18 protein-coding genes and 1 pseudogene are annotated in these 17,946 nt (G+C 70.4%); 11 read left to right on the plus strand and 8 right to left on the minus strand.

All coding sequences use genetic code 11. The features are described from left to right. Positions 1-9: 9 nt before the first annotated feature. Complete coding sequence (porA, locus tag ABD768_RS36920) at positions 10-1,254, minus strand: pyruvate ferredoxin oxidoreductase (RefSeq protein WP_344848726.1); 1,245 nt, start codon at positions 1,252-1,254, stop codon at positions 10-12. Continuing rightward, complete coding sequence (locus ABD768_RS36925; protein ID WP_343964948.1) at positions 1,238-1,828, minus strand: 2-oxoacid:acceptor oxidoreductase family protein; 591 nt, start codon at positions 1,826-1,828, stop codon at positions 1,238-1,240. Before ABD768_RS36925 ends, porA begins: the two co-directional genes overlap by 17 nt. 121 nt (positions 1,829-1,949) lie before the next feature. Between ABD768_RS36925 and ABD768_RS36930 the strand changes: the two genes are divergently transcribed. The 3 genes and pseudogenes from ABD768_RS36930 to ABD768_RS36940 all read left to right on the plus strand — a co-directional run bounded on the left by ABD768_RS36930 (position 1,950) and on the right by ABD768_RS36940 (position 3,082). Further along, complete coding sequence (locus ABD768_RS36930) at positions 1,950-2,621, plus strand: helix-turn-helix domain-containing protein (RefSeq protein ID WP_344848728.1); 672 nt, start codon at positions 1,950-1,952, stop codon at positions 2,619-2,621. A gap of 101 nt (positions 2,622-2,722) precedes the next feature. Further along, positions 2,723-2,914: pseudogene (locus ABD768_RS36935) on the plus strand (NAD(P)(+) transhydrogenase (Re/Si-specific) subunit beta); the annotation flags it as partial. Next, entirely contained in the window at positions 2,900-3,082 is a 183-nt protein-coding gene (locus tag ABD768_RS36940; RefSeq protein WP_344848908.1) for an NAD(P)(+) transhydrogenase (Re/Si-specific) subunit beta, read from the plus strand. The pseudogene ABD768_RS36935 and the gene ABD768_RS36940, both read left to right, overlap by 15 nt. 208 nt (positions 3,083-3,290) lie before the next feature. Here ABD768_RS36940 and ABD768_RS36945 read toward each other — a convergent pair whose 3' ends face one another. Further along, the gene (locus tag ABD768_RS36945) at positions 3,291-3,947 is read right to left on the minus strand and encodes a response regulator (protein ID WP_344848730.1); all 657 of its coding nucleotides are present in this window, start codon (positions 3,945-3,947) and stop codon (positions 3,291-3,293) included. 74 nt (positions 3,948-4,021) lie between these two features. Here ABD768_RS36945 and ABD768_RS36950 point away from each other — a divergent pair, with 74 nt between their 5' ends. Continuing rightward, entirely contained in the window at positions 4,022-4,474 is a 453-nt protein-coding gene (locus tag ABD768_RS36950) for a pyridoxamine 5'-phosphate oxidase family protein (RefSeq protein ID WP_344848732.1), read from the plus strand. Between the two features lie 114 nt (positions 4,475-4,588). Here the strand turns inward: ABD768_RS36950 and ABD768_RS36955 are convergent, their stop codons facing one another. Further along, on the minus strand, positions 4,589-6,244 hold the full coding sequence (locus tag ABD768_RS36955) for a SulP family inorganic anion transporter (RefSeq protein WP_344848910.1): 1,656 nt from the start codon (positions 6,242-6,244) through the stop codon (positions 4,589-4,591). A gap of 7 nt (positions 6,245-6,251) precedes the next feature. Next, positions 6,252-7,178 (minus strand): universal stress protein, encoded by a 927-nt coding sequence (locus tag ABD768_RS36960; RefSeq protein WP_343964957.1) that lies wholly within the window; start codon positions 7,176-7,178, stop codon positions 6,252-6,254. Between the two features lie 167 nt (positions 7,179-7,345). Here ABD768_RS36960 and ABD768_RS36965 point away from each other — a divergent pair, with 167 nt between their 5' ends. Next, positions 7,346-9,100, plus strand: coding sequence for a GAF domain-containing sensor histidine kinase (locus ABD768_RS36965; protein WP_344848734.1), 1,755 nt, complete (start codon positions 7,346-7,348; stop codon positions 9,098-9,100). Here ABD768_RS36965 and ABD768_RS36970 read toward each other — a convergent pair whose 3' ends face one another. Both ABD768_RS36970 and ABD768_RS36975 read right to left on the minus strand, forming a co-directional pair. Next, positions 9,101-9,979, minus strand: a complete 879-nt coding sequence (locus ABD768_RS36970; RefSeq protein ID WP_344848736.1) for a universal stress protein — start codon at positions 9,977-9,979, stop codon at positions 9,101-9,103. Positions 9,980-9,984: 5 nt separating this feature from the next. Then, positions 9,985-10,551, minus strand: coding sequence for a hypothetical protein (locus tag ABD768_RS36975; protein ID WP_344848738.1), 567 nt, complete (start codon positions 10,549-10,551; stop codon positions 9,985-9,987). A gap of 196 nt (positions 10,552-10,747) precedes the next feature. Between ABD768_RS36975 and ABD768_RS36980 the strand changes: the two genes are divergently transcribed. The 4 genes from ABD768_RS36980 to ABD768_RS36995 are packed head-to-tail and all read left to right on the plus strand — an operon-like array spanning position 10,748 to position 14,575. Continuing rightward, positions 10,748-11,731: an Acg family FMN-binding oxidoreductase gene (locus tag ABD768_RS36980; RefSeq protein WP_344848740.1), complete on the plus strand. Its 984-nt coding sequence runs from the start codon at positions 10,748-10,750 to the stop codon at positions 11,729-11,731. Continuing rightward, positions 11,728-12,219, plus strand: coding sequence for a hypothetical protein (locus tag ABD768_RS36985; protein WP_343964965.1), 492 nt, complete (start codon positions 11,728-11,730; stop codon positions 12,217-12,219). The genes ABD768_RS36980 and ABD768_RS36985 overlap by 4 nt, the downstream gene beginning before the upstream one ends. Continuing rightward, positions 12,216-13,595: an MBL fold metallo-hydrolase RNA specificity domain-containing protein gene (locus ABD768_RS36990; RefSeq protein ID WP_344848742.1), complete on the plus strand. Its 1,380-nt coding sequence runs from the start codon at positions 12,216-12,218 to the stop codon at positions 13,593-13,595. The genes ABD768_RS36985 and ABD768_RS36990 overlap by 4 nt, the downstream gene beginning before the upstream one ends. Continuing rightward, the gene (locus tag ABD768_RS36995) at positions 13,589-14,575 is read left to right on the plus strand and encodes an Acg family FMN-binding oxidoreductase (protein ID WP_344848744.1); all 987 of its coding nucleotides are present in this window, start codon (positions 13,589-13,591) and stop codon (positions 14,573-14,575) included. Before ABD768_RS36990 ends, ABD768_RS36995 begins: the two co-directional genes overlap by 7 nt. A 65-nt stretch (positions 14,576-14,640) precedes the next feature. Here ABD768_RS36995 and ABD768_RS37000 read toward each other — a convergent pair whose 3' ends face one another. Beyond that, positions 14,641-15,252, minus strand: coding sequence for an Rv1733c family protein (locus tag ABD768_RS37000; protein ID WP_344848746.1), 612 nt, complete (start codon positions 15,250-15,252; stop codon positions 14,641-14,643). Positions 15,253-15,524: 272 nt separating this feature from the next. Between ABD768_RS37000 and ABD768_RS37005 the strand changes: the two genes are divergently transcribed. After that, a complete protein-coding gene (locus ABD768_RS37005; protein ID WP_344848748.1) occupies positions 15,525-16,970 on the plus strand; it encodes an HAD family hydrolase in 1,446 nt (481 codons plus the stop codon). 99 nt (positions 16,971-17,069) lie between these two features. Continuing rightward, positions 17,070-17,945, plus strand: coding sequence for a universal stress protein (locus tag ABD768_RS37010; protein ID WP_343964974.1), 876 nt, complete (start codon positions 17,070-17,072; stop codon positions 17,943-17,945). The last annotated feature ends 1 nt before the right edge of the window (position 17,946 follow it).

Raw genomic sequence — 17,946 nt, forward strand, 5'->3', positions numbered from 1 at the left:
GCTGTCCTCTCAACCGGTCCGGGTACCGAGGTCGCGCAGCAGGTTCTCCGCGGCCGGGCCGGAGCGCCGGATCGTCCTGGTCCGCTGCAGTTCGCGCTCGACCAGGTCCCGCTTCAGGTCGAGGAAGGTCAGCGGTTCGAGCTCGTCCGCGGCGGCGTCGTGGAACAGCCGGGTCAGCGAAGCCTTGGTGATCGGCCGGCCACCGAGGCCGGCGATCACGGTGTAGCCGTGCAGCGAGATCCCCGACAGGGCCATCCGGACGTTCGCGGAGACGATGCCGCCGATACCGACCGCCAGCGCGCGCTCCAGTACGACGACCCGCCGCGCGTTGCCGAGCACGCTCCGGACGGCGTCCAGCGGGAACGGCCGGAACGAGGTCAACCCGAGTGCGCCGATCCGCATTCCACCGGCCCGGAGCTCGTCGACGGTGTCCTTGATCGTGCCGAGCACCGATCCCAGGGCGACCACGATGGTCTCGGCGTCGCCGCATCGGTACGGACGAACCAGCCCACCGGAGTCACGTCCGAAGGCCGCGCCGAAGTCGGCTGCGACCGCCGGGATCAGGTCGAGCGCCTGCATCTGCTTGTCGTGGGCGAGGTACCGCACCTCGGTGAAGGCGTCCGGGCCGACCATCGCGCCGATCGAGACCGGGTCGGCCGGGTCGAGCACCTGGCGCGGAACGTACGGCGGCAGGAAGGCATCGACCTGCGCCTGGTCGGGGACGTCCACCTGCTCGACCGCGTGGGTCAGCACGAAGCCGTCCATACAGACCATCACCGGCAGGGACAGCTCCTCGGCGATCCGGAACGCCTGGATGTGCAGATCGAGCGCTTCCTGGTTCGTCTCGGCGTACAGCTGGATCCAGCCCGAGTCGCGCTGGGACATCGAGTCGCTGTGGTCGTTCCAAATGTTGATCGGAGCCCCGATCGCCCGGTTGGCCACCGTCATCACGATCGGCAGGCCGAGGCCGGAGGCGTTGTACAGCGGCTCGGCCATGTAGAGCAGGCCTTGGCTGGCGGTGGCCGTGTACGCCCGCGCACCGGCCGCGGAGGCGCCGATCGCGACTGACATCGCGGCGAACTCGGACTCCACGTTGACGTACTCGCACGGCGCCAGCTCACCGGACTTCACCAGTGAGCTGAGCGCCTCGACGATGTGGGTCTGCGGCGAGATCGGATAGGCGCAGGTCACCTCCGGCCGGCAGAGCGCGACCGCCTCGGCGACCCCGCGGGAACCCTCAATCTGCTTGCGCACGAACCCTCTCCTCGAGCTGGGCGCGGACATGGTCATAGGCCTCGTCGGCCGCGGCGACGTTGCCGGCCGCGACGGAGCCGGAGAAGCGCTCCCGGATCGCCTTGTTCACCGAGGCGACGTCGACCTCACCGGTGAGCGCCGCGAAGGCGCCGAGCAGTACCGCTCCCGGCAACGGACGGCCCAGGTGCTTCAGCGCCAGCTCGCTCGCGGGCACCGTCATCACCCGGTCCCTGGCGAACCGCTGGACGTAGTCGGCCAGACCGAGCGCGGCCAGGTCGCGGGACGTGTTGATGAGCAGATAGCCGTCGGTGTCGAGACCGTCGAAGACATCCACCTGGTGCAGCAGGGTGGCGTCCTGGATCAGCACCGCGTCGGGCTTGCCCACCGGTTCGTGGCTGCGGATCGGCAGGTCGTCGATGCGGCAGTAGCCGACCACCGGCGCGCCCGTGCGTTCGGACCCGAACGTGGGGAACGCCTGCGCGTACCGCCCTTCGGCGAAGGCCGCGACGGACAGCAGCTCGGCAGTGGTCACCACCCCCTGGCCGCCCCGTCCATGCACTCGTATCTGGAACATGCATCGATCGTCTCCGCCAGGCACCGGTGGCCGGGAGGGACATAGGTCCCGTGGTCACAGGGCAGATGGCAGATGATCGCCGGGGCCGCGGCGCGGTCTGATGTTCACGGAGGCGATGGCCATGAACACGACGAAGCGGACCGGGCAAGGACACGGCTGGACCGGCAGCGATCTGAGCCGGCGGGTGCGTGGCCGGCGAACCGCGCTCGGCCTCAGCCGGGACGAGGTCGCCGAGCGGGCCCGGATGGATCCCTCGTACGTCGACCGGATCGAGACCGCTCCGGTCGCACTGACCGGCGGCGACCTGATCCGGCTGGCCGACGCGCTCGACACCACCATCTCCGATCTGCTCGGCGCCCACCCTGAGCAGCCTGCCGGCCACGGCCGGGCAGCGCGGCACCCGGTGCTCGACACCATGCGCGAAGACGAGTGCCGCCGGCTGATCGAGCCCGGAGGCGTCGGGCGGATCGCCTTCCAGCTGGTCGGCCGGCCGTACGTCGTACCGGTGAACTTCGCGATGCACGACGGGGCCGTGGTCTTCCGGACCGGCGCGACCACCGCGCTGGGCCGCTACGGTACGGGCGCGGTCGCCTTCGAGGTCGACCGGATCGACGACGGCATGCACGAGGGCTGGAGCGTTCTGATCGACGGCGTCGCCCGGCAGGCAGGCCCGCACGAGACCGCGCAGCTCCGCAAGCTGCTGGACCTCGAACCGTGGGGCGGCGGCGACCGCCAGGTATACGTCGTGGTCGAGCCCGAGCAGATCACCGGACGCCGCATCCGTACCTGGTGACGCTTCCTCGTCGCCGTGGACCGGCGGCCCTCGGGGTCACCCGGCGAGAGCGGACAGAGCACGCCCAACCCAGTACCTGACCGCGATCGTTCTCGGGGGGCACCTTCGTGCTCCCGATCGGCGGCGCCGACATGCCCGTGGTCGTCTCGCTGCTGAACGCCTGCACCGGTATGGCCGTGGCGATGGCCGGCTTCCTGCTCAGCAACACGGTGCTGATCACCGCCGGCGCGCTCGTCGGTGCCTCGGGCACGATCCTCACCGTCTTGATGGCCAAGGCGATGAACCGGTCGCTGGGCAACATCGTGGCCGGCTCCGTGATCGTCATCAAGCGGTCGATGGGGCACGGGTACGCCGATATCGACAACCCGCTGTTCACCGATCCGAAGACCCGGATGCTGTTCAGCGACGCCAAGGCCGGCCTCGACGCCATCGCCCAGGCCACCAAGGCGCTGGTCGGCTGATCCCGCCGCGAAATCGAGGATGACCGGTCCGCAGGGACCTGGGTCCCATGAACTGAGGGCCTGTGGCACTGATCTCGGCAGGATCGGCCAGGTTCGATTGACGCAGGCGCCGGGGGACTTGACGGGAGTCTTCAGGTGACTGACTGGAGTCCTTACCGCGTGATCGAAGCGGAGGAGATCGATGGACGGGGTGTTCGGACCCGGTAGCTCACTTCGCCGGGCGGCGTTTGGTCCGCTCCACGGCGTAGACGGCCGCCTCGGTGCGGCGTTCCATGTCGAGCTTGCGGAGCAGGCCGGAGACGTAGTTCTTCACGGTCTTCTCGGCCAGGAACATCTCCTGGGCGATCTGCCGGTTCGTCTTGCCCTCGGCGATCAGGTCGAGGATCCGGCGTTCCTGCTCGGTCAGCGACTTGTACCGCGGGTCGTCGTCCTCCTCGGCCGGGTGCCGCAGTCGCTCCAGCACGGCTGTCGTCATCGCCGGATCCAGCAACGACTCCCCCGCGGCCAGGCGTCGCACCGCTCCGACCAGGTCGGTGCCGCTGACCTGCTTGAGCAGGTACCCGGCCGCGCCGGCCATGATCGCGGTGAAGAGGGCCTCGTCGTCGGAGTACGACGTCAGCATCAGGCAGGCCGGCGGGTCGTCCATCGCCGACCGCAGGTCGCGGCAGACCGAGATGCCGTCGCCGTCGGGCAGCCGGACGTCCAGTACCGCGACGTCCGGGCGCAGCGCGGGCACCCGCGCGATCGCCTGCGCGGCCGTACCGGCGGCGCCGATCACCTCGATGTCCTCCTCGGCCTCCAGCAACTGCCGCAGCCCGAGACGGACCACTTCGTGGTCGTCCAGCAGGAACACCTTGATCGTCATCGCGCGCCACTCCCGCCCTCGCAGACTGTCCTGGGGAACAGGGTAGACCGCTCTCCGCTCCGAAGGAGGTCATCATGACCGCAGCGGCTCGCCGCCGGTTCGACCACTCGGGTCTGCAGATCCTCGATGACGACGAGTCACTGCGGCTGCTGTCGTCTGTCCAGGTCGGCCGGCTGGTGTTCACCCGGGGTGGCCTGCCCGTGGTGCGCCTGGTCAACTTCGCGCTCGACGGCCGGTCGCTGCTGTTCGCCACCGCGGACGGTGACAAGTACCGCGCTGCCGAACGCGGCGACGTGGTCGCCTTCGAGGCCGACGAGGTCGACCTCGACCGTCATCTTGGCTGGACCGTGACCGCGACCGGGCACCTGTCGGCGGTCGACTCGGACGAACTGCCGGACATTCCTCCGGTCAGGCCGTGGGCGCCGGACCGCGAACGCCATCTCATCCGCCTCACCATCGAACTCCTCGAGGGCCGCCGCCTGCTCGCCTGGGGCCAGCGGCCGCATGCCGAGGGGAGCAATGCCTGATGACCGCCCCGTGGTGGTTGCGCACCAGCAGGAGCGGGCGGCCGATGTCCCGGCCGACCGAGGAGATCCACCGCAGCGTGGTCCAGGGCCCGCGGGCCCTGACTGCCGCGCCGGTCAGCCGGTGCTGTGGGCGCGGAAGGCCTCGATCGCGGTGGGTAGCGTCAGGAAGATCCGGCCCGGACCGAGGCGATCCAGGAATCCGGCTGCTTCGAGATCGTCGCGGAGTTCCTGCTTGACCCGGGCCAGGGCCAAGACGATGCCGCGTGCGGTGAGTTCCTCCCGCAGTGAGTCCAGGGCGTCGATCGCGGTGATGTCGATCTCGACGTTCGCCTCGGCGTTGAGCAGCAGCCACCGGACCGGCTCGGGTGCGGCGTCGACGGCCGCCAGCGCGCGCCGGTGGAAGTTCTCGGCGTTGGCGAAGAACAGTGGTGAGTCGTAGCGGTAGACCACCAGTCCGGGCACCGGACGCGCCGTCGGATAGTCGTCCACGTCGTGCATCCCCGGTACGCCGGGAGCGATCCCGAGGATCCCGTCATGAGGTCGCGCGACCCGGCGGAACAGGTCCAGGACCGACAACGCGACCGCCACCAGTACGCCGTACAGGACATCGAGCGCGACGACGCCGACGCACGTCGCCAGCGCCAGGATCAGCTCGCTGCGCCGGAACCGGGCGAACCGCCGGAACTCGCCGACATCCACCAGGCGTACCGCTGCGTAGACGACCAGGGCGCCCAGAGCCCCGGTGGGGAAGGTCTCCAGCAGCGGGCCAGCGAACAGTAACGTGGCGATGACCATCGCGAGCGCGACCAGCGAGTAGACCTGGCTCTTCGCGCCGGCTGCTGCGGCTACCGCGGTACGGCTGCCGCTACTGCTGACCGGGAACCCGCGCAAACCACCCGCCGTCAGGTTGGCGATGCCCAAGGCAAGCAGTTCCTGATCGGCGTCGACCCGCTCGTGCCCCTGGCTGGCGAAGGCGCGGCCGGTCAGCACTGTGTCCGTGTAACCGACCAGCGCAACACCCACCGCGGGCAGGATCAGCAGCCGCAGATCGTCGGCGGTGATGGCCGGCAGAGTCGGCACTGGTAGTCCGGAGGGCACATTGCCGATCAGAGCCACCCCGTGATCTCCCAGGCCTGCTACTGCAGCGACCACAGCCGCCAGCACCATCACCAGCAGCGGCGCCGGAAGACGTGGCGCCCACCGGGCCGCAGCGAGCAGCAGAGCGAGAACACAAAGAGAAAGCACCAGGGTCGCCGGATGCCAGGACCCGATCTGCCGGACGGCCGACGACAGCTGCGCGGCCGGAGATTCACCGGAGACCTTGCTGCCGGTCATCCGGCCGAGCTGGCCAGCGATCATGATCACGGCGATGCCGGCCAGGTACCCGACCAGCACCGGCTTCGAGAGGAGGTCTGCCAGAAAGCCCAGGTGGAGCAGCCACGCGACGATGCAGATGACACCGACCAGCATGGCCAGGGCGGCCGCCAGGGCCGCATACCGCGATGGATCACCCGTCGCCACGGCTCCCAAGGTGGCTGCCGTCATCAGGGCGGTGGTCGATTCGGGTCCGACCGACAGGAGCCGCGAAGTACCGAGCACCGCATAGACCGCCAACGGGCCCAGTACTGCCCAAAGGCCGGCGACGGGCGGAAGGCCTGCCAGTTGGGCATAAGCCATCGCCTGCGGGACCAGGTAGGCGGCTACCGTCACCCCGGCGATCAGGTCCGCGCGCAGCCCGCCGCGGACGTCGGCGAGCCCCGTCGCGAACATCACCAGCTCAGTATGTCGGCACCACGACGTCAGTGGTGGGCTCGACCGCGCGGTACCTCCGGTCGCGTTCTTCGGCCGTCACGTGATGAGGAACGATCGCGACCGGGCAGGTCATCGCGGCCACCGCGCGGCGGGCGACCGGGTCGCCGACCGGCAGCAGCCCGGCCCGCGCGCCGAGTACCACCAGACCGACGTGGACGCCTTCGTGGACCAGCGCTTCGACGACCGGCTTGGCTGTCAGGAACCGGGTGACCTTGACCTCCGGGTACTCCTCGTCCCAGCCGGCCAGGGTCTCGGACACGGTCAGCTCGCCGCGGCGTACCCAGGAACCCTCGACGTCGTCGGGGTCGTGCCGCGGTGCGTGCTGCGCGTGCACCACGGTCAGGTCACCCTCACGGTCGGCCGCCGCCCGGAAGGCGAACTCCACGGCCTCGAGGGACAGCGGCGTACCGTCGATGCCTACGGCAACTTTCCGGTCGAGCAGCGTCGGCCGCCAGTTGAGCGGCACCACGATCACCGGGCAGCCGGTCCGCGCGGTCAGGAAGATGTTCCCCTGCGCGGCCACCAGTCGCTGCGGCCCGCGGGTCTTGGTCCGGCCGACGACGAGCAGCCGGGCATGCCGGGCCGCGTGCGGCAGCACCTTCAGCCGGGCGCCCTCCTCGGACACCGCGGTGGTCTGCAGTTCGTAACCGTAGTGGTGGCGGACATGAGCCACCGCGTCCCGAAGAGCAGCGGCCGCGAGTTCGGCGGGCGGTTGTGGCTGATAACCCGGTGTCATGGGGTTGAACGAGCTGTGCGCCTGGTACGGCGCCACCAGTACGAGCTCAGCACCGGAACGCGCCGCCTCCAAGCACGCGTAGTCGACCACGTGAAAGTTCTCGGCGCTGCCGTCGACCTCGACGACCACCGGTCCGGTCCGTGCCCAGGTACCCATGTCATCCTCCTCATCCATTGACTCCAGCGTCTCGCCCGCGACGGCCCGGCGGGAGTGCCGCCGGACACCGGCCCGCGGGACCGAAGGCGCCGATCCGGAGGACCTTCGGCCCACCGAAAGGCCACGGTGGGTAGGAATTCCCTCTGCGGTTCCGTACGGTGGTCGACATGGGTGGGAGGGAAGAGGTGACGCGCGCCTCGTGGGACGAGGGGGCACTCGAGTTCGCCGGGCTGTCCCGGGTCCGGCTCGACGCGCTGCTGCAGGAGTTGCTCGGCCGCGTCGACGAGATCATGGACTCCCAGGAGCGCCTCCGCGCGCTGCTCGATGCCGTCGTCGGCATCGGCGCGGACCTCGATCTGACCAGCACGCTGGACCGGATCGTCACCGCCGCCTGCGAGCTGGTCGGCGCCCGCTACGGCGCCCTGGGTGTGGTCGGCCACGACGGCAAACGCCTGGTCCGGTTCATCACCCACGGCGTCACCGCTGAAGAGATCGCCGCGATCGGCCCGTACCCCGAAGGCCACGGCATCCTCGGCCTGCTGATCGACCATCCCACCCCGTTGCGGCTGACCGACCTGGCCGAACACCCACGCTCGTTCGGCTTCCCCGCCAACCACCCGCCGATGCGCAGCTTCCTCGGGGTGCCGATCCGCACCCGCGAGCACGCGTTCGGCAACCTGTACCTGACCGAGAAGGCCGAAGGCGCCGACTTCACCGAGGACGACGAGCGCACCGTGACCGCACTGGCCGCCGCGGCCGGCGTAGTGATCGACAATGCACGCCTGTACGCCGATACCGAGCGGCGCCGGCGCTGGCACGAAGTGACCGCCGAGATCACCCAGCTGATGCTCGGCGAGTTCGATCCGCAGGAAGCGCTCCAGCTGATCGCGTCCCGGGCCCGTGAAGTCTCCGGCTCGATGGTCGGCGCGGTCCTGCTGCTGGACGGCGAGGAGCTGGTGGTGCAGGCGATCGACGGGCCGCCGGCCTTCGACCCCTACCTCGGCCGCCGGATGCCAACCGGTCTCCCGGTGGTCGGCGACGTGCTCAGCGGCGACGAGCAGGTGATCCTGGACGACCTGTCCACATTCGCCAAGGAGAACGGCCGGCTGGCCGACTTCCCGGAGCTCGGCGACCTCGGCCGGACCATCCTTGCCCCGCTGCCGGGCGGCGAGGACAGCACCGGCGGCATCCTGATCGTGGCCGCCGAGCGCGGCACGGTGCTCGAGGTGACGGTCGGCACCGACCTGGTCCGGATGTTCGCCGACCAGGCGACACTGGCTCTCGACCGGGCGCAAGCCCAGCAGAACCGCTCGATCCTCGCGGTGCTGGAAGATCGCGACCGGATCGCCAGGGACCTGCACGACCTGGTCATCCAGCGGCTGTTCGCCACCGGCCTGCAACTACAGGGGATGCACCGGATGGTTCGCCCCGACGTCCAGGAACGCATCACCAGGGCGGTCGAGGACATCGATGCCACCATCCGCGACCTGCGCGGCGCGATCTTCGAACTCCAGGCCCGGCCCACCAAGGCGTCCCTGCGCAGCGACCTGCAGAACCTGGTCAGCGAGTACGCCGAACCGCTGGGCTTCCGCCCCGAGCTGATCCTCACCGGCCCGATCGACACCGCCGTACCGGGGTCGGTGCGACCGCAGATCCTCGCTGCCGTCCGGGAGTCGCTCTCGAACGTCGTCCGGCATGCTCAGGCGAGTGCCGTCAAGGTCGAGGTCGCCGTCACCGGTACCGAGGTCACCACCCGGGTCTCCGACAACGGGATCGGGATCGGGACCTCCGGCCGGCGGAGCGGTCTGCACAACCTCGAGGAGCGAGCCGCCACATTAGGTGGCGCCGTACGGCTGGAGTCCAACCAGCCGCACGGCACCGTGCTGGAGTTACGCGCTCCTCTCCACGCAGACCCCAGCTGACTAGGCGTCGCGCTGTTCGAGATGAACAACGGCGACGGGGCAGGTCGCATGCTGCAGAACCCCTCTGGCGACCGAGCCGAGCAGGACGGTGGCCACCTTGTGGTGGCGCCGTCCACCGACGACGAGCAGCTGCGCGTCGGCGGCCTCGGCGGCGGCGATCAGTCCGTCCACGGAGTGACCTCGCCGAACTTCGGACTCGATGGTCAGCTCTGGGTACTTGTTCCGCCACTGCTGGGCAATGGCCTCGAAGTGCCGCTCGGCGTTGCGTGACCACTCGTCACTCACTCCGGCGACGTTCATCGCATCCCAGCTGTAGATGGCCGGCAGGTCCCAGACGTTCACCATCCGCAGTGCCGTGTGCCGCTCGATCGCGGCGGTCGCGGCGAACTCGATGGCGGTCTCCGAATCGCCGGAGTCGTCCAGCCCTACGACTACCGGTCCGGCGTGATCGGAGAGCTTCCACCCTTCCGGCACCACGACCACCGGCACCGTGGCCAGGTTCGCCACGGCCTCGGAGGTGGAGCCGACCAGCAGCCGTTTCACCGAGCTCATCCCCCGGCGCCCGACCACCAGCATCTCGCCGCTGCCGGCGAGTTCGGCCAGCGTTTCCGCCGGCGGACCGACCATCAGGTTGGTGGTGTGGTCCCGGACCGGATCACGGCTCTCCATCTTCCGCTGGACCTCGTCCACCAGGTTGAGCGCCGCGTCGTCGACGACCTTGGGCTCCCAGTACGGCGCGTGCCGTAGCCCTTCGTCGAGGACGTGGACCGCCCGGAGCGGGGCCTTGCGGATCAAGGACTCCTGCAAGGCCCACTCCAGCGCGCCCGTGTCTCGCCAGGAGCCGTCGACACCCACGTGGATCACAGGCTGCTTGGTCATCGGACTCACCGCAACCAGGGGTACCGGTTGACGATCGACAGCCGCGACCACCACTGGCCGAGACCCCAGACGTTGCCGGCGGCAACGAGGGCGAGAACGATCAGGGTGACGGCGCCGACGATGTGGTCGTCGAGCACGGGGTTGTTCTCGGGCGGCAGCACCGCGCTCCACATGAGGAGGTACAGGATCGTGCCGGCGACGGCCGCGATCCGCATGCCGATCCCCAGCGTGAGGGCGAGGCCGATGCCGGCCAGGCCGATCATGAACAGCGGGGTGACCCAGAAGTCACCGACCAGCGAGTGGTAGAAGCTCTCGAACGGGCCGCTGGCGCCCTTGCCGAGGAATCCGGCGGTCGGGTCGCCGCCGTCGATCCAGCCCTTGCCGGACTTCGTGGCGTAGCCGAGGCCGAACACCTTGTCGACGAAGGCCCACAAGAAGGTGAGGCCGTAGAGGATCCGGAGGACGGCGAGTGCCCGCCCGGCGGCCACCCGGGTGGTGCGGGTCGGTCCCCGATCGCCGTCGGGCTCCATCACAGGGGCGGGAACGTGCCGCCGGTGCGGTGTGGTGGTCATGGTCTTTCCTTTCGGTTTGTTGGGACACATCGATCGTCAGGGCCGCGGCACGGGTGGCGGCAGAGCCCGTGGTCACGCTGGTTGGTGCCGAAGGGCCTGACCGGACGGGACCCATGCCCACTGCCTGCCGGCCCGGCCCCGGTCGACGCTGGAAGTGCGGCAGGAGTTGCCGCGCGAGCAGTTCGTGGAGGCCCTGATGCCCGAAGACCAGCTGTCGATGGAACAGATCGACGTCCTGCTCGGCGCCGCCGTGGCGGCTCCGAGCATGCACAACACCCAGCCCTGGCGGTTCGAGGTGAACGGCACCGTGATCGACGTCTTCGTGGACGGCTCGCGCGCACTGCCCGCCGAGGACCCGACCGGCCGGGCGATGCGGATCGCGGCCGGCGCCGCGATCTTCAACCTGCGCTGCGCCGCGGCCGCCCTGCACTACGACAGCTGGTACGGCCTGGTACCGGACCCGGCCGACCTCGACCTGGTCGGCCGGATCGTGCTCCAGCCGACCGACTCCCCCAACCGCGAACTGCGCGAACTGTTCGACCAGATCCCCCGCCGGCACACCAGCCGGGAGCCGGTCCGGCCGGTCAAGGTCCCGACCGATTCGCGGGTCGCGCTGACCCGGGCGGCGATGGCGGAGAACGCCGAGCTCAGTTGGCTGCCACCCGACCAGGTCCACGAGGTACTGGGGCTGCTGATCGACACCGACCTGCGCGAGATCGGCGACTGGCACCGCCGCGCCGAGCGCGCCCACTGGGTCGGCGGCGATCGCGCCGTGGACGGGATCCCGAGCTCGGTACTGGGCCCGAAGTCGGCCGTCTATCCGGCGCCTGTCCGCGACCTCGGTACCAAGCCCGCCGACCAGACCCGCGCCCGGACGACTTTCGAGGCCGACCCCGTACTGGCCGTCCTCTCGACCGCCGGTGACTCCCTGGCCGAGCAGGTCGCGGCCGGCCTGGGCCTCCAGCACAGCCTGCTGGTCGCCACCCGTGACGGCCTGAAGGCCGCGTTCCTGAACCAGCCGCTCGAGTTCGACGACCTGCGCCGCAAGGTCCAGCGGATCACCGGCAAGCCCGGTTACGCCCAGATGGTGATCCGGTTCGGCCACAGCACGGTCCGCGCCACGACGCCCCGGCGACCCGTCTCCGCCTTCGTCCATACCGGTTCCGAGGAGCAGTCATGACGGACATCGCCGCCCTGCAGAACGAGATCACCCGCTGGGAGAACGACCTGGCCGCCCTCGAGGACGAGTGCCTGGCCGAGGGCTGGACCGAGCCGGAGAAGCTGCTGATGACCTTGCAGCGGACGTCCGGCACCTACCGGCACCGGGTCCTGCCACGTCTCCAGGCCGAGGGGGCACTCCTGTTGCCGGCTATCCCGGACAACGAGGCACCCGCCGCCCTCGCGGCGTACAACCAGATCATCATCGACGAGCTCTCCGAGCTGGTCGGCCGGCTGGACGAGCTGCGGCTGGAGCTGATCCGCTTCGGGCAGGCAACCCAGCTGCAGATCCAGGCGACGGAGATCCTGGCGGCTCTGCGGGCCCTCGGCCGGGTCGTCCTCCGCTTCGGCCAGAACGTCGAGCTTCCCAGCCTGACCGCCCGGCTGACGCCCGAGCAGTCCGATCAGCTGACCGACGCCGTCCACAGCTACGAGAGGTCGCTGCGATGACATCCGGCGTGCTCACCTTCCTCGGCGCGGCAGGCACTGTCACCGGAAGCAAGTTCCTCTACGAAGAGGAGGGACAGCGCTACCTGGCCGACTGCGGTCTGTTCCAGGGCGAGGCGGCCTGGCGTCGCCGCAACTGGGACGACTTCCCCGTCGATCCCGCCAGTCTCCGTGCGGTCGTGCTCACCCACGCACACCTCGACCACTGTGGCTACCTGCCGGCCCTTGTCCGGCAGGGCTTCCAGGGGCCGGTCATCTGCTCGGAGTCCACCGCGACGGTCGCCTCGATCGTGCTGCGCGACGCGGCACACCTGCAGGAGGAAGATGCCGAGCACGCCCGCGCCGGTGGCTACTCCCGCCACAACCCGCCGCTGCCATTGTTCGACACCGCTGACGCCGAACGCGCGATCGCGCTGTTCCAGCCGGTCGGCGATCGCGCGATCGAGCTGCCTGGCGGTACCACGGTCAGGCTGCACCGCGCGGGGCACATCCTCGGGTCGACCTTCGCAGTCCTCGAGCGGAACGGACATCGCCTGCTGGTCAGTGGAGACCTCGGCCGGCAGCAGCATCCCTTGCTGCGGCCACCGGTGACTCCCCCGGCCGTCGACGCCATCGTCGTCGAGTCGACCTACGGCAACCGCAAGCACGCCCCGCTGGATCGCGAGCGTCTCGGCCGGTTGATCACCGCCACCGCCCACCGCGGCGGGGTCACGCTGATCCCGGCCTTCGCCGTCGACCGGACGGCGATCGTGCTGCACACACTGGCCGGACTCGCCCACGATGGGCTGATCCCGCACCTGCCCGTGTTCGTCGACAGTCCGATGGCGCTGGCCGCCCTGAACGCGTACCGGACCGCCATCCAGGAGAAGGCGCCCGAGCTGCGCCCCGATCTGGTCGGCACCGACGACCCGTTCGACCCCGGTGACCTCCGGCTGGTCCACAGCGCCGAGGAGTCCCAGCGGCTGAACAGCCCCGGACGCCCGTGCATCATCGTGTCCGCCTCGGGGATGGCGACCGGGGGCCGGGTGCTCCATCACCTGACCCACCAGTTGCCCGATCGGCGCAACACCGTGCTGCTGACCGGCTTCCAGGTCCCCGGTACCCGCGGGCGCAGCCTGCTCGACGGCGCCACCTCGGTGAAGATCCACGGCCGTTACGTCCCCGTCCGCGCCCAGGTCACCGACCTGCCGGAGTTCTCCGCGCACGCGGACTCCGACGAACTGGTCGACTGGCTGGCCGCGTCCCCGGAACCACCGCAGACGGTCTACGTCGTCCACGGCGAGCCGGACGCCCGGCAGGCCCTGGCGGACCGTATCCGCAAGGAGCTCGGCTGGCTCGCAGTCGCGCCCCAGCATTCGGAAAGAGTCAGATTATGGTGATCCAGTACGGCAACCCGCTGCTCAGCCACGACGAGGTCGGCATCCTGCTCAACTCGGCCGGGCTGGCTCCGTCGATGCACAATACCCAGCCCTGGCGGTTCGAGATCACCGGCCAGGTGATCGACGTGCTGCTCGACCCGGACCGGACGCTGCCGGCCGAGGACCCGTCCGGGCGGATGACCCGGATCGGCCTGGGCGCCGCCGCGCTCAACGTGCGGGTGGCGGCGGCCATGCTCCGGTACGAGACCACGCTGGCGATCGACCCGGACCCGGACCGGCCCGACATCGCGGTCCGGATCTTCCTCGGGTCCCGCATGCGCACGACCGTGTCACCGCTCGGCACCCTGTACGGCGAACTGCGCCGCCGGCGGACCTACCGCGGTCCACTGCTCGCGGCCGAGGTGTCGTCGATGGTGCTCGAGCAGATCAGCGCGGCCGCCCGGGCCGAGGGAGCCGACCTGCGCTGGCTGGGCGCCGACGCGAAACACGAACTCCGCCGGATCCTGCACACGGCCGAAGATCTCGAGTTGCACGACGAGGACCGGCTGACCGAACGCGGCCGGTGGGTCGGTGGCCGGCGCTTCGGCGACGGCGTCCCCGCATCCGCGCTCGGCCCGCTTCCGACCCACCCGACCCTCGTGCGTGATCTCTCGGCCGGCTTCGGCGATCCCGACCGGGACGCGGCGGTCTTCGAGGCCGATCCGCAGATCGCCGTCCTCACCACCGCCGTCGACGACCAGGTGGACTGGACCCGCGCGGGCCTGGCCCTCCAGCACGCGTTGCTCACGGCAACGACCTACGACATCGCGGCATCGTTCCTCAACCAGGCCGTCGAATACGCGCCGCTGCGCGCCCGGGTCCAGGACCTGGTCGGCCACAGTGCCCGGCCGCAGGTCATCATTCGCGCCGGCTACCCGGAACACGCGGCAACGGACACTCCGCGGCTCGACTGGCACGAGACCCTGGACGCCTGGCAATAACAATCCGCCCAGCACGACGGCCCGGTCCGAGAGGAGGGGACCGGGCCGTCGTTGGTCTCAGCTGGTCAGCCGTCGTGGTGGGTCCAGCCCGGCGCCACCTGCTCCCACTCGGCCGCCCAGTCGGCGAGTCGCCGCCGATCCAGTGCCCGCCGGGCGATCAGCAGCAGGACCCACAGCACCAGCCAGCAGCCGATGACGGTCCCGAAGCCCACCGCGTCGCCGATGGCGGCGCTGTCGCCGGCGGTCCGGGGCGGCTTCACCAGAGCGCCTGAGCGGTCGACCCAGACCACCACCTCGGTGTTCGCCTTCGTGCCCAGCATGAGGTCCACGAGGCCGCGGTGGTCGACGCCGGTCTCGTCCTGCCAGACAACGGGGACAGGCCAGGTGATCCGGCCGAGTTCCTGGCCCGTGACGGCCGGTGCGTCCGCCGTGGTCCTGGCAGCGAGCTGGCGCAGTACGGCGCGTTGCTCAGCCACTCGCGACTCGTCAGCCTTCTCGACCGACGTACCGACGGCTGCTCCCACCGGGATCAGCAGGATGCCCGCGAACAGGGCGATGACGGCGAGCGCCGCCTCGAACCGATCGGACGGGCGGCGCAGCGGGTTGTGCCCGCAGCCCAGTCGGCGAGCCTGCATCACGACCCATGGCTCGCCTCGTCGCGGTCGACCGACGCCCATCACTGCCCCCTTGGATCCGGGGACCGGCCGACCCGCCGGAACCAGTCTGCCGTCCTGATGACGGTGAATCTCGTGGCCTCGGCCACCTCTGGTTGTCGCTGGTCCGGCGGGTCGACCGCCTCCCCTGTGCCTTCAGGATCACCGAACCGCAAGGCCTCCGGGCAGGGCCCAAGGTCCCTATCTGTCAGGCCGGACGCCCGAGGCAGCCAGACCCGGCAAGCTGGTGACCTTCGGCCCTGTGGGCTGCCACAGACCGCGCGGAGAGTCGTTGCATGACACACAACCGGATCTCTGGCCCGGTCCTGCTGCGGCCCTCACCCAGCGACCGGCGGTCCACCGTGCTGACCGAGGCGCTGGCGTATGTCGGCGGGGTCGTCCTGCTGACCGGCATCGGTCTGGTCGCGGCCAGGTACTGGCCGGACCTGCAGGACTCGGCCCGATTGGCGATCACTGCCACGGCGGCTCTGGTGCTGCTGTCCGGTGGGCTGGCCATCCCCGGGCAGTCGCCGGCCGCCCGCCGCCTTCGCGGCACGATCTGGCTCGGCTCTACCGCGGCAGCCGTGCTCTTCTTCGGTCTTCTCGGCGACACCCTCGGCTGGCGGCCGATGAACATCACCTTGCTGGCCGGCCTCGGCAGTTCGGCGTACGCCGTCGTGCCCTGGTTGCTGAGCAAGCGGATGGCCGGGCCGCAGCTGGTACTCGTCGTCACGACCCTGGTCGCCGCTGGGGCCATCGGTGCGCACGCCAACGCGCAGTACTGGCCAGGGCTGGCCGTATGGTTCGCAGCGCTCGAGTGGTTCCTGCTGGCCCACGGCAGCCTTGTCCGCGCCGAGCACGTCACCCAGCTGGCTGCTGCTGCCGGACTGGTCGTTGGCTCCGGAATGATGATGCCGCTCGACATCGGCATCATCGTCGGTCTCGTGACGGTCGCCGGTCTGCTGGTCTACGCCTTCAGGGGCTGGAACCTCGCACTGGTCACCATCGGGGCGATCGGAGCGCTGCAGATCCTCCCGATCGCGGTGAACGAATGGTTCCCCGGCCGGCTTGTCGCTCCGCTCGTGTTGCTGGCCGCCGGGCTGATCCTGGTCGGTACTGCGGTCGTCCTGGCCCGGCGGGCAACTGACGGCTCGGAGCCCGCGTCAACGGGAGGCGGCCCGGCGTCACCGGTGAACGGTTCAGCGCTGCCGGACAACGGAGCGGCGCTGCCGGAGAACGACCCGGCCCGGCCGGAGAACGGGTCGGCGTCCGTCGACGCGATGCGGTTCGACGCCGTCGTCTTCGACCTCGGCCGGCTGACCGCCGGTTCCGCCGGGGCAGCGGTTCCCGCCCTGTCGGCCTTGATCGGCCGGCTCGTCGCAGCGGGTCTGTCGACCGCCGCGGTCTGGACCGACCTGGCAGCAGCCGAAGAACTGGCACAGGCCGGACTCGGCGAGCTGTTCGACCTCCACGTCGGCGCATGCGAACCCGGGTTGGCGAACCTGCCGGAACCCGACGCGTTCCTCGTCGCCGCCCGCCGGCTCGGCGTACGGCCGTCGCGCACTGTCGTCCTCGCAGCGACGCCCGCCGGAGCCCAGGCGGCTCGCGCCGGAGCCTTCGGGCTGGTGATCGGCATCGGCCGGGGCCGCCGCGCCGGGGAGCTTCGGGTCCTCGGAGCCGATCCCGTCGTCGCGGACTACACCGGGATCCGGATCGCCGCCGGCCACCAGCCAGTGCGCTGAGGTCCGACGGCCCCGCCGTGACGGGACCAAGAGCCCTGCCCGGACCTGGCTTTCACGACGACAGTCGAAGCAGAAGGAATCAAGCTCCGAGGAGGCATCATGTCGTCACCAACCGCCCCGATCGTCGTCGGATACGACCGCTCGCAGGAAAGCACCGCAGCCGTCAACTGGGCCGCCGCCGAAGCCGCGCGCACGCACGTACCGCTGCGTGTCGCCGAGGTGTTCGAGCTGGTGATCATGGACCGTCCCTCGCCCGGCAAGGTGGTGCCGCTGGCGGCACTCCGCACTGCCCGCGAGCGCGGACTCGAGACTCTCGCTGCCTCCATCCGGCAATCCCACCCGCACCTGCAGGTGGAAACCGTGCTGCTGGAGGGCACACCCGCGCCAGAGCTGATCGAAGAGACCAGCCAGGCCCGGATGCTCGTCCTCGGCACCCGTGGCCTCGGTGGGTTCGGCGCCATGATCCTCGGCTCGGTCGCGGTCCAGGTCAGCGCGCACGCGAACTGCCCGGTCGTCGTGGTACCGCCGGACACGCTGCCCACCCTGCACGCAGTGCGGCGCGTCGTGGTCGGCGTGGACGGGTCGAAGGTGTCGGCCAGGGCGATCGACTTCGCCTTCCAGGAGGCCGAGGCGCTCGACGGCCAGGTGATCGCGGTGAACGCCTGGAGCAGCCCGTTCTCCACCTACGAGAACGGCAAGGGTGAGCTGGTCTTCGACAACGCCCAGGTCCGCGACGCGGCCGAGGTACTCGTCTCCGAGGCCATCGCCGGACCTCGTGCGGACCACCCCGACGTCAAGGTCGACATCGAGCTCGTCCCCGGCCGGCCGGCCCAGGTCCTCCTGCACGCGGCTGAATCGGCCGACCTGCTCGTCGTCGGCTCCCGCGGCCGCGGCGGCTTCACCGGTCTGCTGCTCGGCTCGACCAGCCACCAGGTCCTGCACCACGCCCACTGCCCGGTCGCGATCGTCCGCTAGC

This window comes from Kribbella ginsengisoli (assembly GCF_039537185.1).
Lineage (GTDB): Bacteria > Actinomycetota > Actinomycetes > Propionibacteriales > Kribbellaceae > Kribbella > Kribbella koreensis.

What these genes read in the sequence shown, in the direction of transcription:
- ABD768_RS36950 (WP_344848732.1), top strand. Translation starts at nt 4,022, where the DNA reads ATGACCGCAGCGGCTCGCCGCCGGTTCGACCACTCGGGTCTGCAGATC.
- ABD768_RS36980 (WP_344848740.1), top strand. Translation starts at nt 10,748, where the DNA reads ATGCCCGAAGACCAGCTGTCGATGGAACAGATCGACGTCCTGCTCGGC.
- ABD768_RS36955 (WP_344848910.1), bottom strand. Translation starts at nt 6,244, where the DNA reads ATGTTCGCGACGGGGCTCGCCGACGTCCGCGGCGGGCTGCGCGCGGAC.
- ABD768_RS36940 (WP_344848908.1), top strand. Translation starts at nt 2,900, where the DNA reads ATGAACCGGTCGCTGGGCAACATCGTGGCCGGCTCCGTGATCGTCATC.
- ABD768_RS36985 (WP_343964965.1), top strand. Translation starts at nt 11,728, where the DNA reads ATGACGGACATCGCCGCCCTGCAGAACGAGATCACCCGCTGGGAGAAC.
- ABD768_RS37005 (WP_344848748.1), top strand. Translation starts at nt 15,525, where the DNA reads ATGACACACAACCGGATCTCTGGCCCGGTCCTGCTGCGGCCCTCACCC.
- ABD768_RS36960 (WP_343964957.1), bottom strand. Translation starts at nt 7,178, where the DNA reads ATGGGTACCTGGGCACGGACCGGACCGGTGGTCGTCGAGGTCGACGGC.
- ABD768_RS36945 (WP_344848730.1), bottom strand. Translation starts at nt 3,947, where the DNA reads ATGACGATCAAGGTGTTCCTGCTGGACGACCACGAAGTGGTCCGTCTC.
- ABD768_RS36925 (WP_343964948.1), bottom strand. Translation starts at nt 1,828, where the DNA reads ATGTTCCAGATACGAGTGCATGGACGGGGCGGCCAGGGGGTGGTGACC.
- ABD768_RS36995 (WP_344848744.1), top strand. Translation starts at nt 13,589, where the DNA reads ATGGTGATCCAGTACGGCAACCCGCTGCTCAGCCACGACGAGGTCGGC.
- ABD768_RS36990 (WP_344848742.1), top strand. Translation starts at nt 12,216, where the DNA reads ATGACATCCGGCGTGCTCACCTTCCTCGGCGCGGCAGGCACTGTCACC.
- ABD768_RS36930 (WP_344848728.1), top strand. Translation starts at nt 1,950, where the DNA reads ATGAACACGACGAAGCGGACCGGGCAAGGACACGGCTGGACCGGCAGC.
- ABD768_RS36970 (WP_344848736.1), bottom strand. Translation starts at nt 9,979, where the DNA reads ATGACCAAGCAGCCTGTGATCCACGTGGGTGTCGACGGCTCCTGGCGA.
- ABD768_RS36975 (WP_344848738.1), bottom strand. Translation starts at nt 10,551, where the DNA reads ATGACCACCACACCGCACCGGCGGCACGTTCCCGCCCCTGTGATGGAG.
- ABD768_RS37000 (WP_344848746.1), bottom strand. Translation starts at nt 15,252, where the DNA reads ATGGGCGTCGGTCGACCGCGACGAGGCGAGCCATGGGTCGTGATGCAG.
- ABD768_RS37010 (WP_343964974.1), top strand. Translation starts at nt 17,070, where the DNA reads ATGTCGTCACCAACCGCCCCGATCGTCGTCGGATACGACCGCTCGCAG.
- ABD768_RS36965 (WP_344848734.1), top strand. Translation starts at nt 7,346, where the DNA reads ATGGGTGGGAGGGAAGAGGTGACGCGCGCCTCGTGGGACGAGGGGGCA.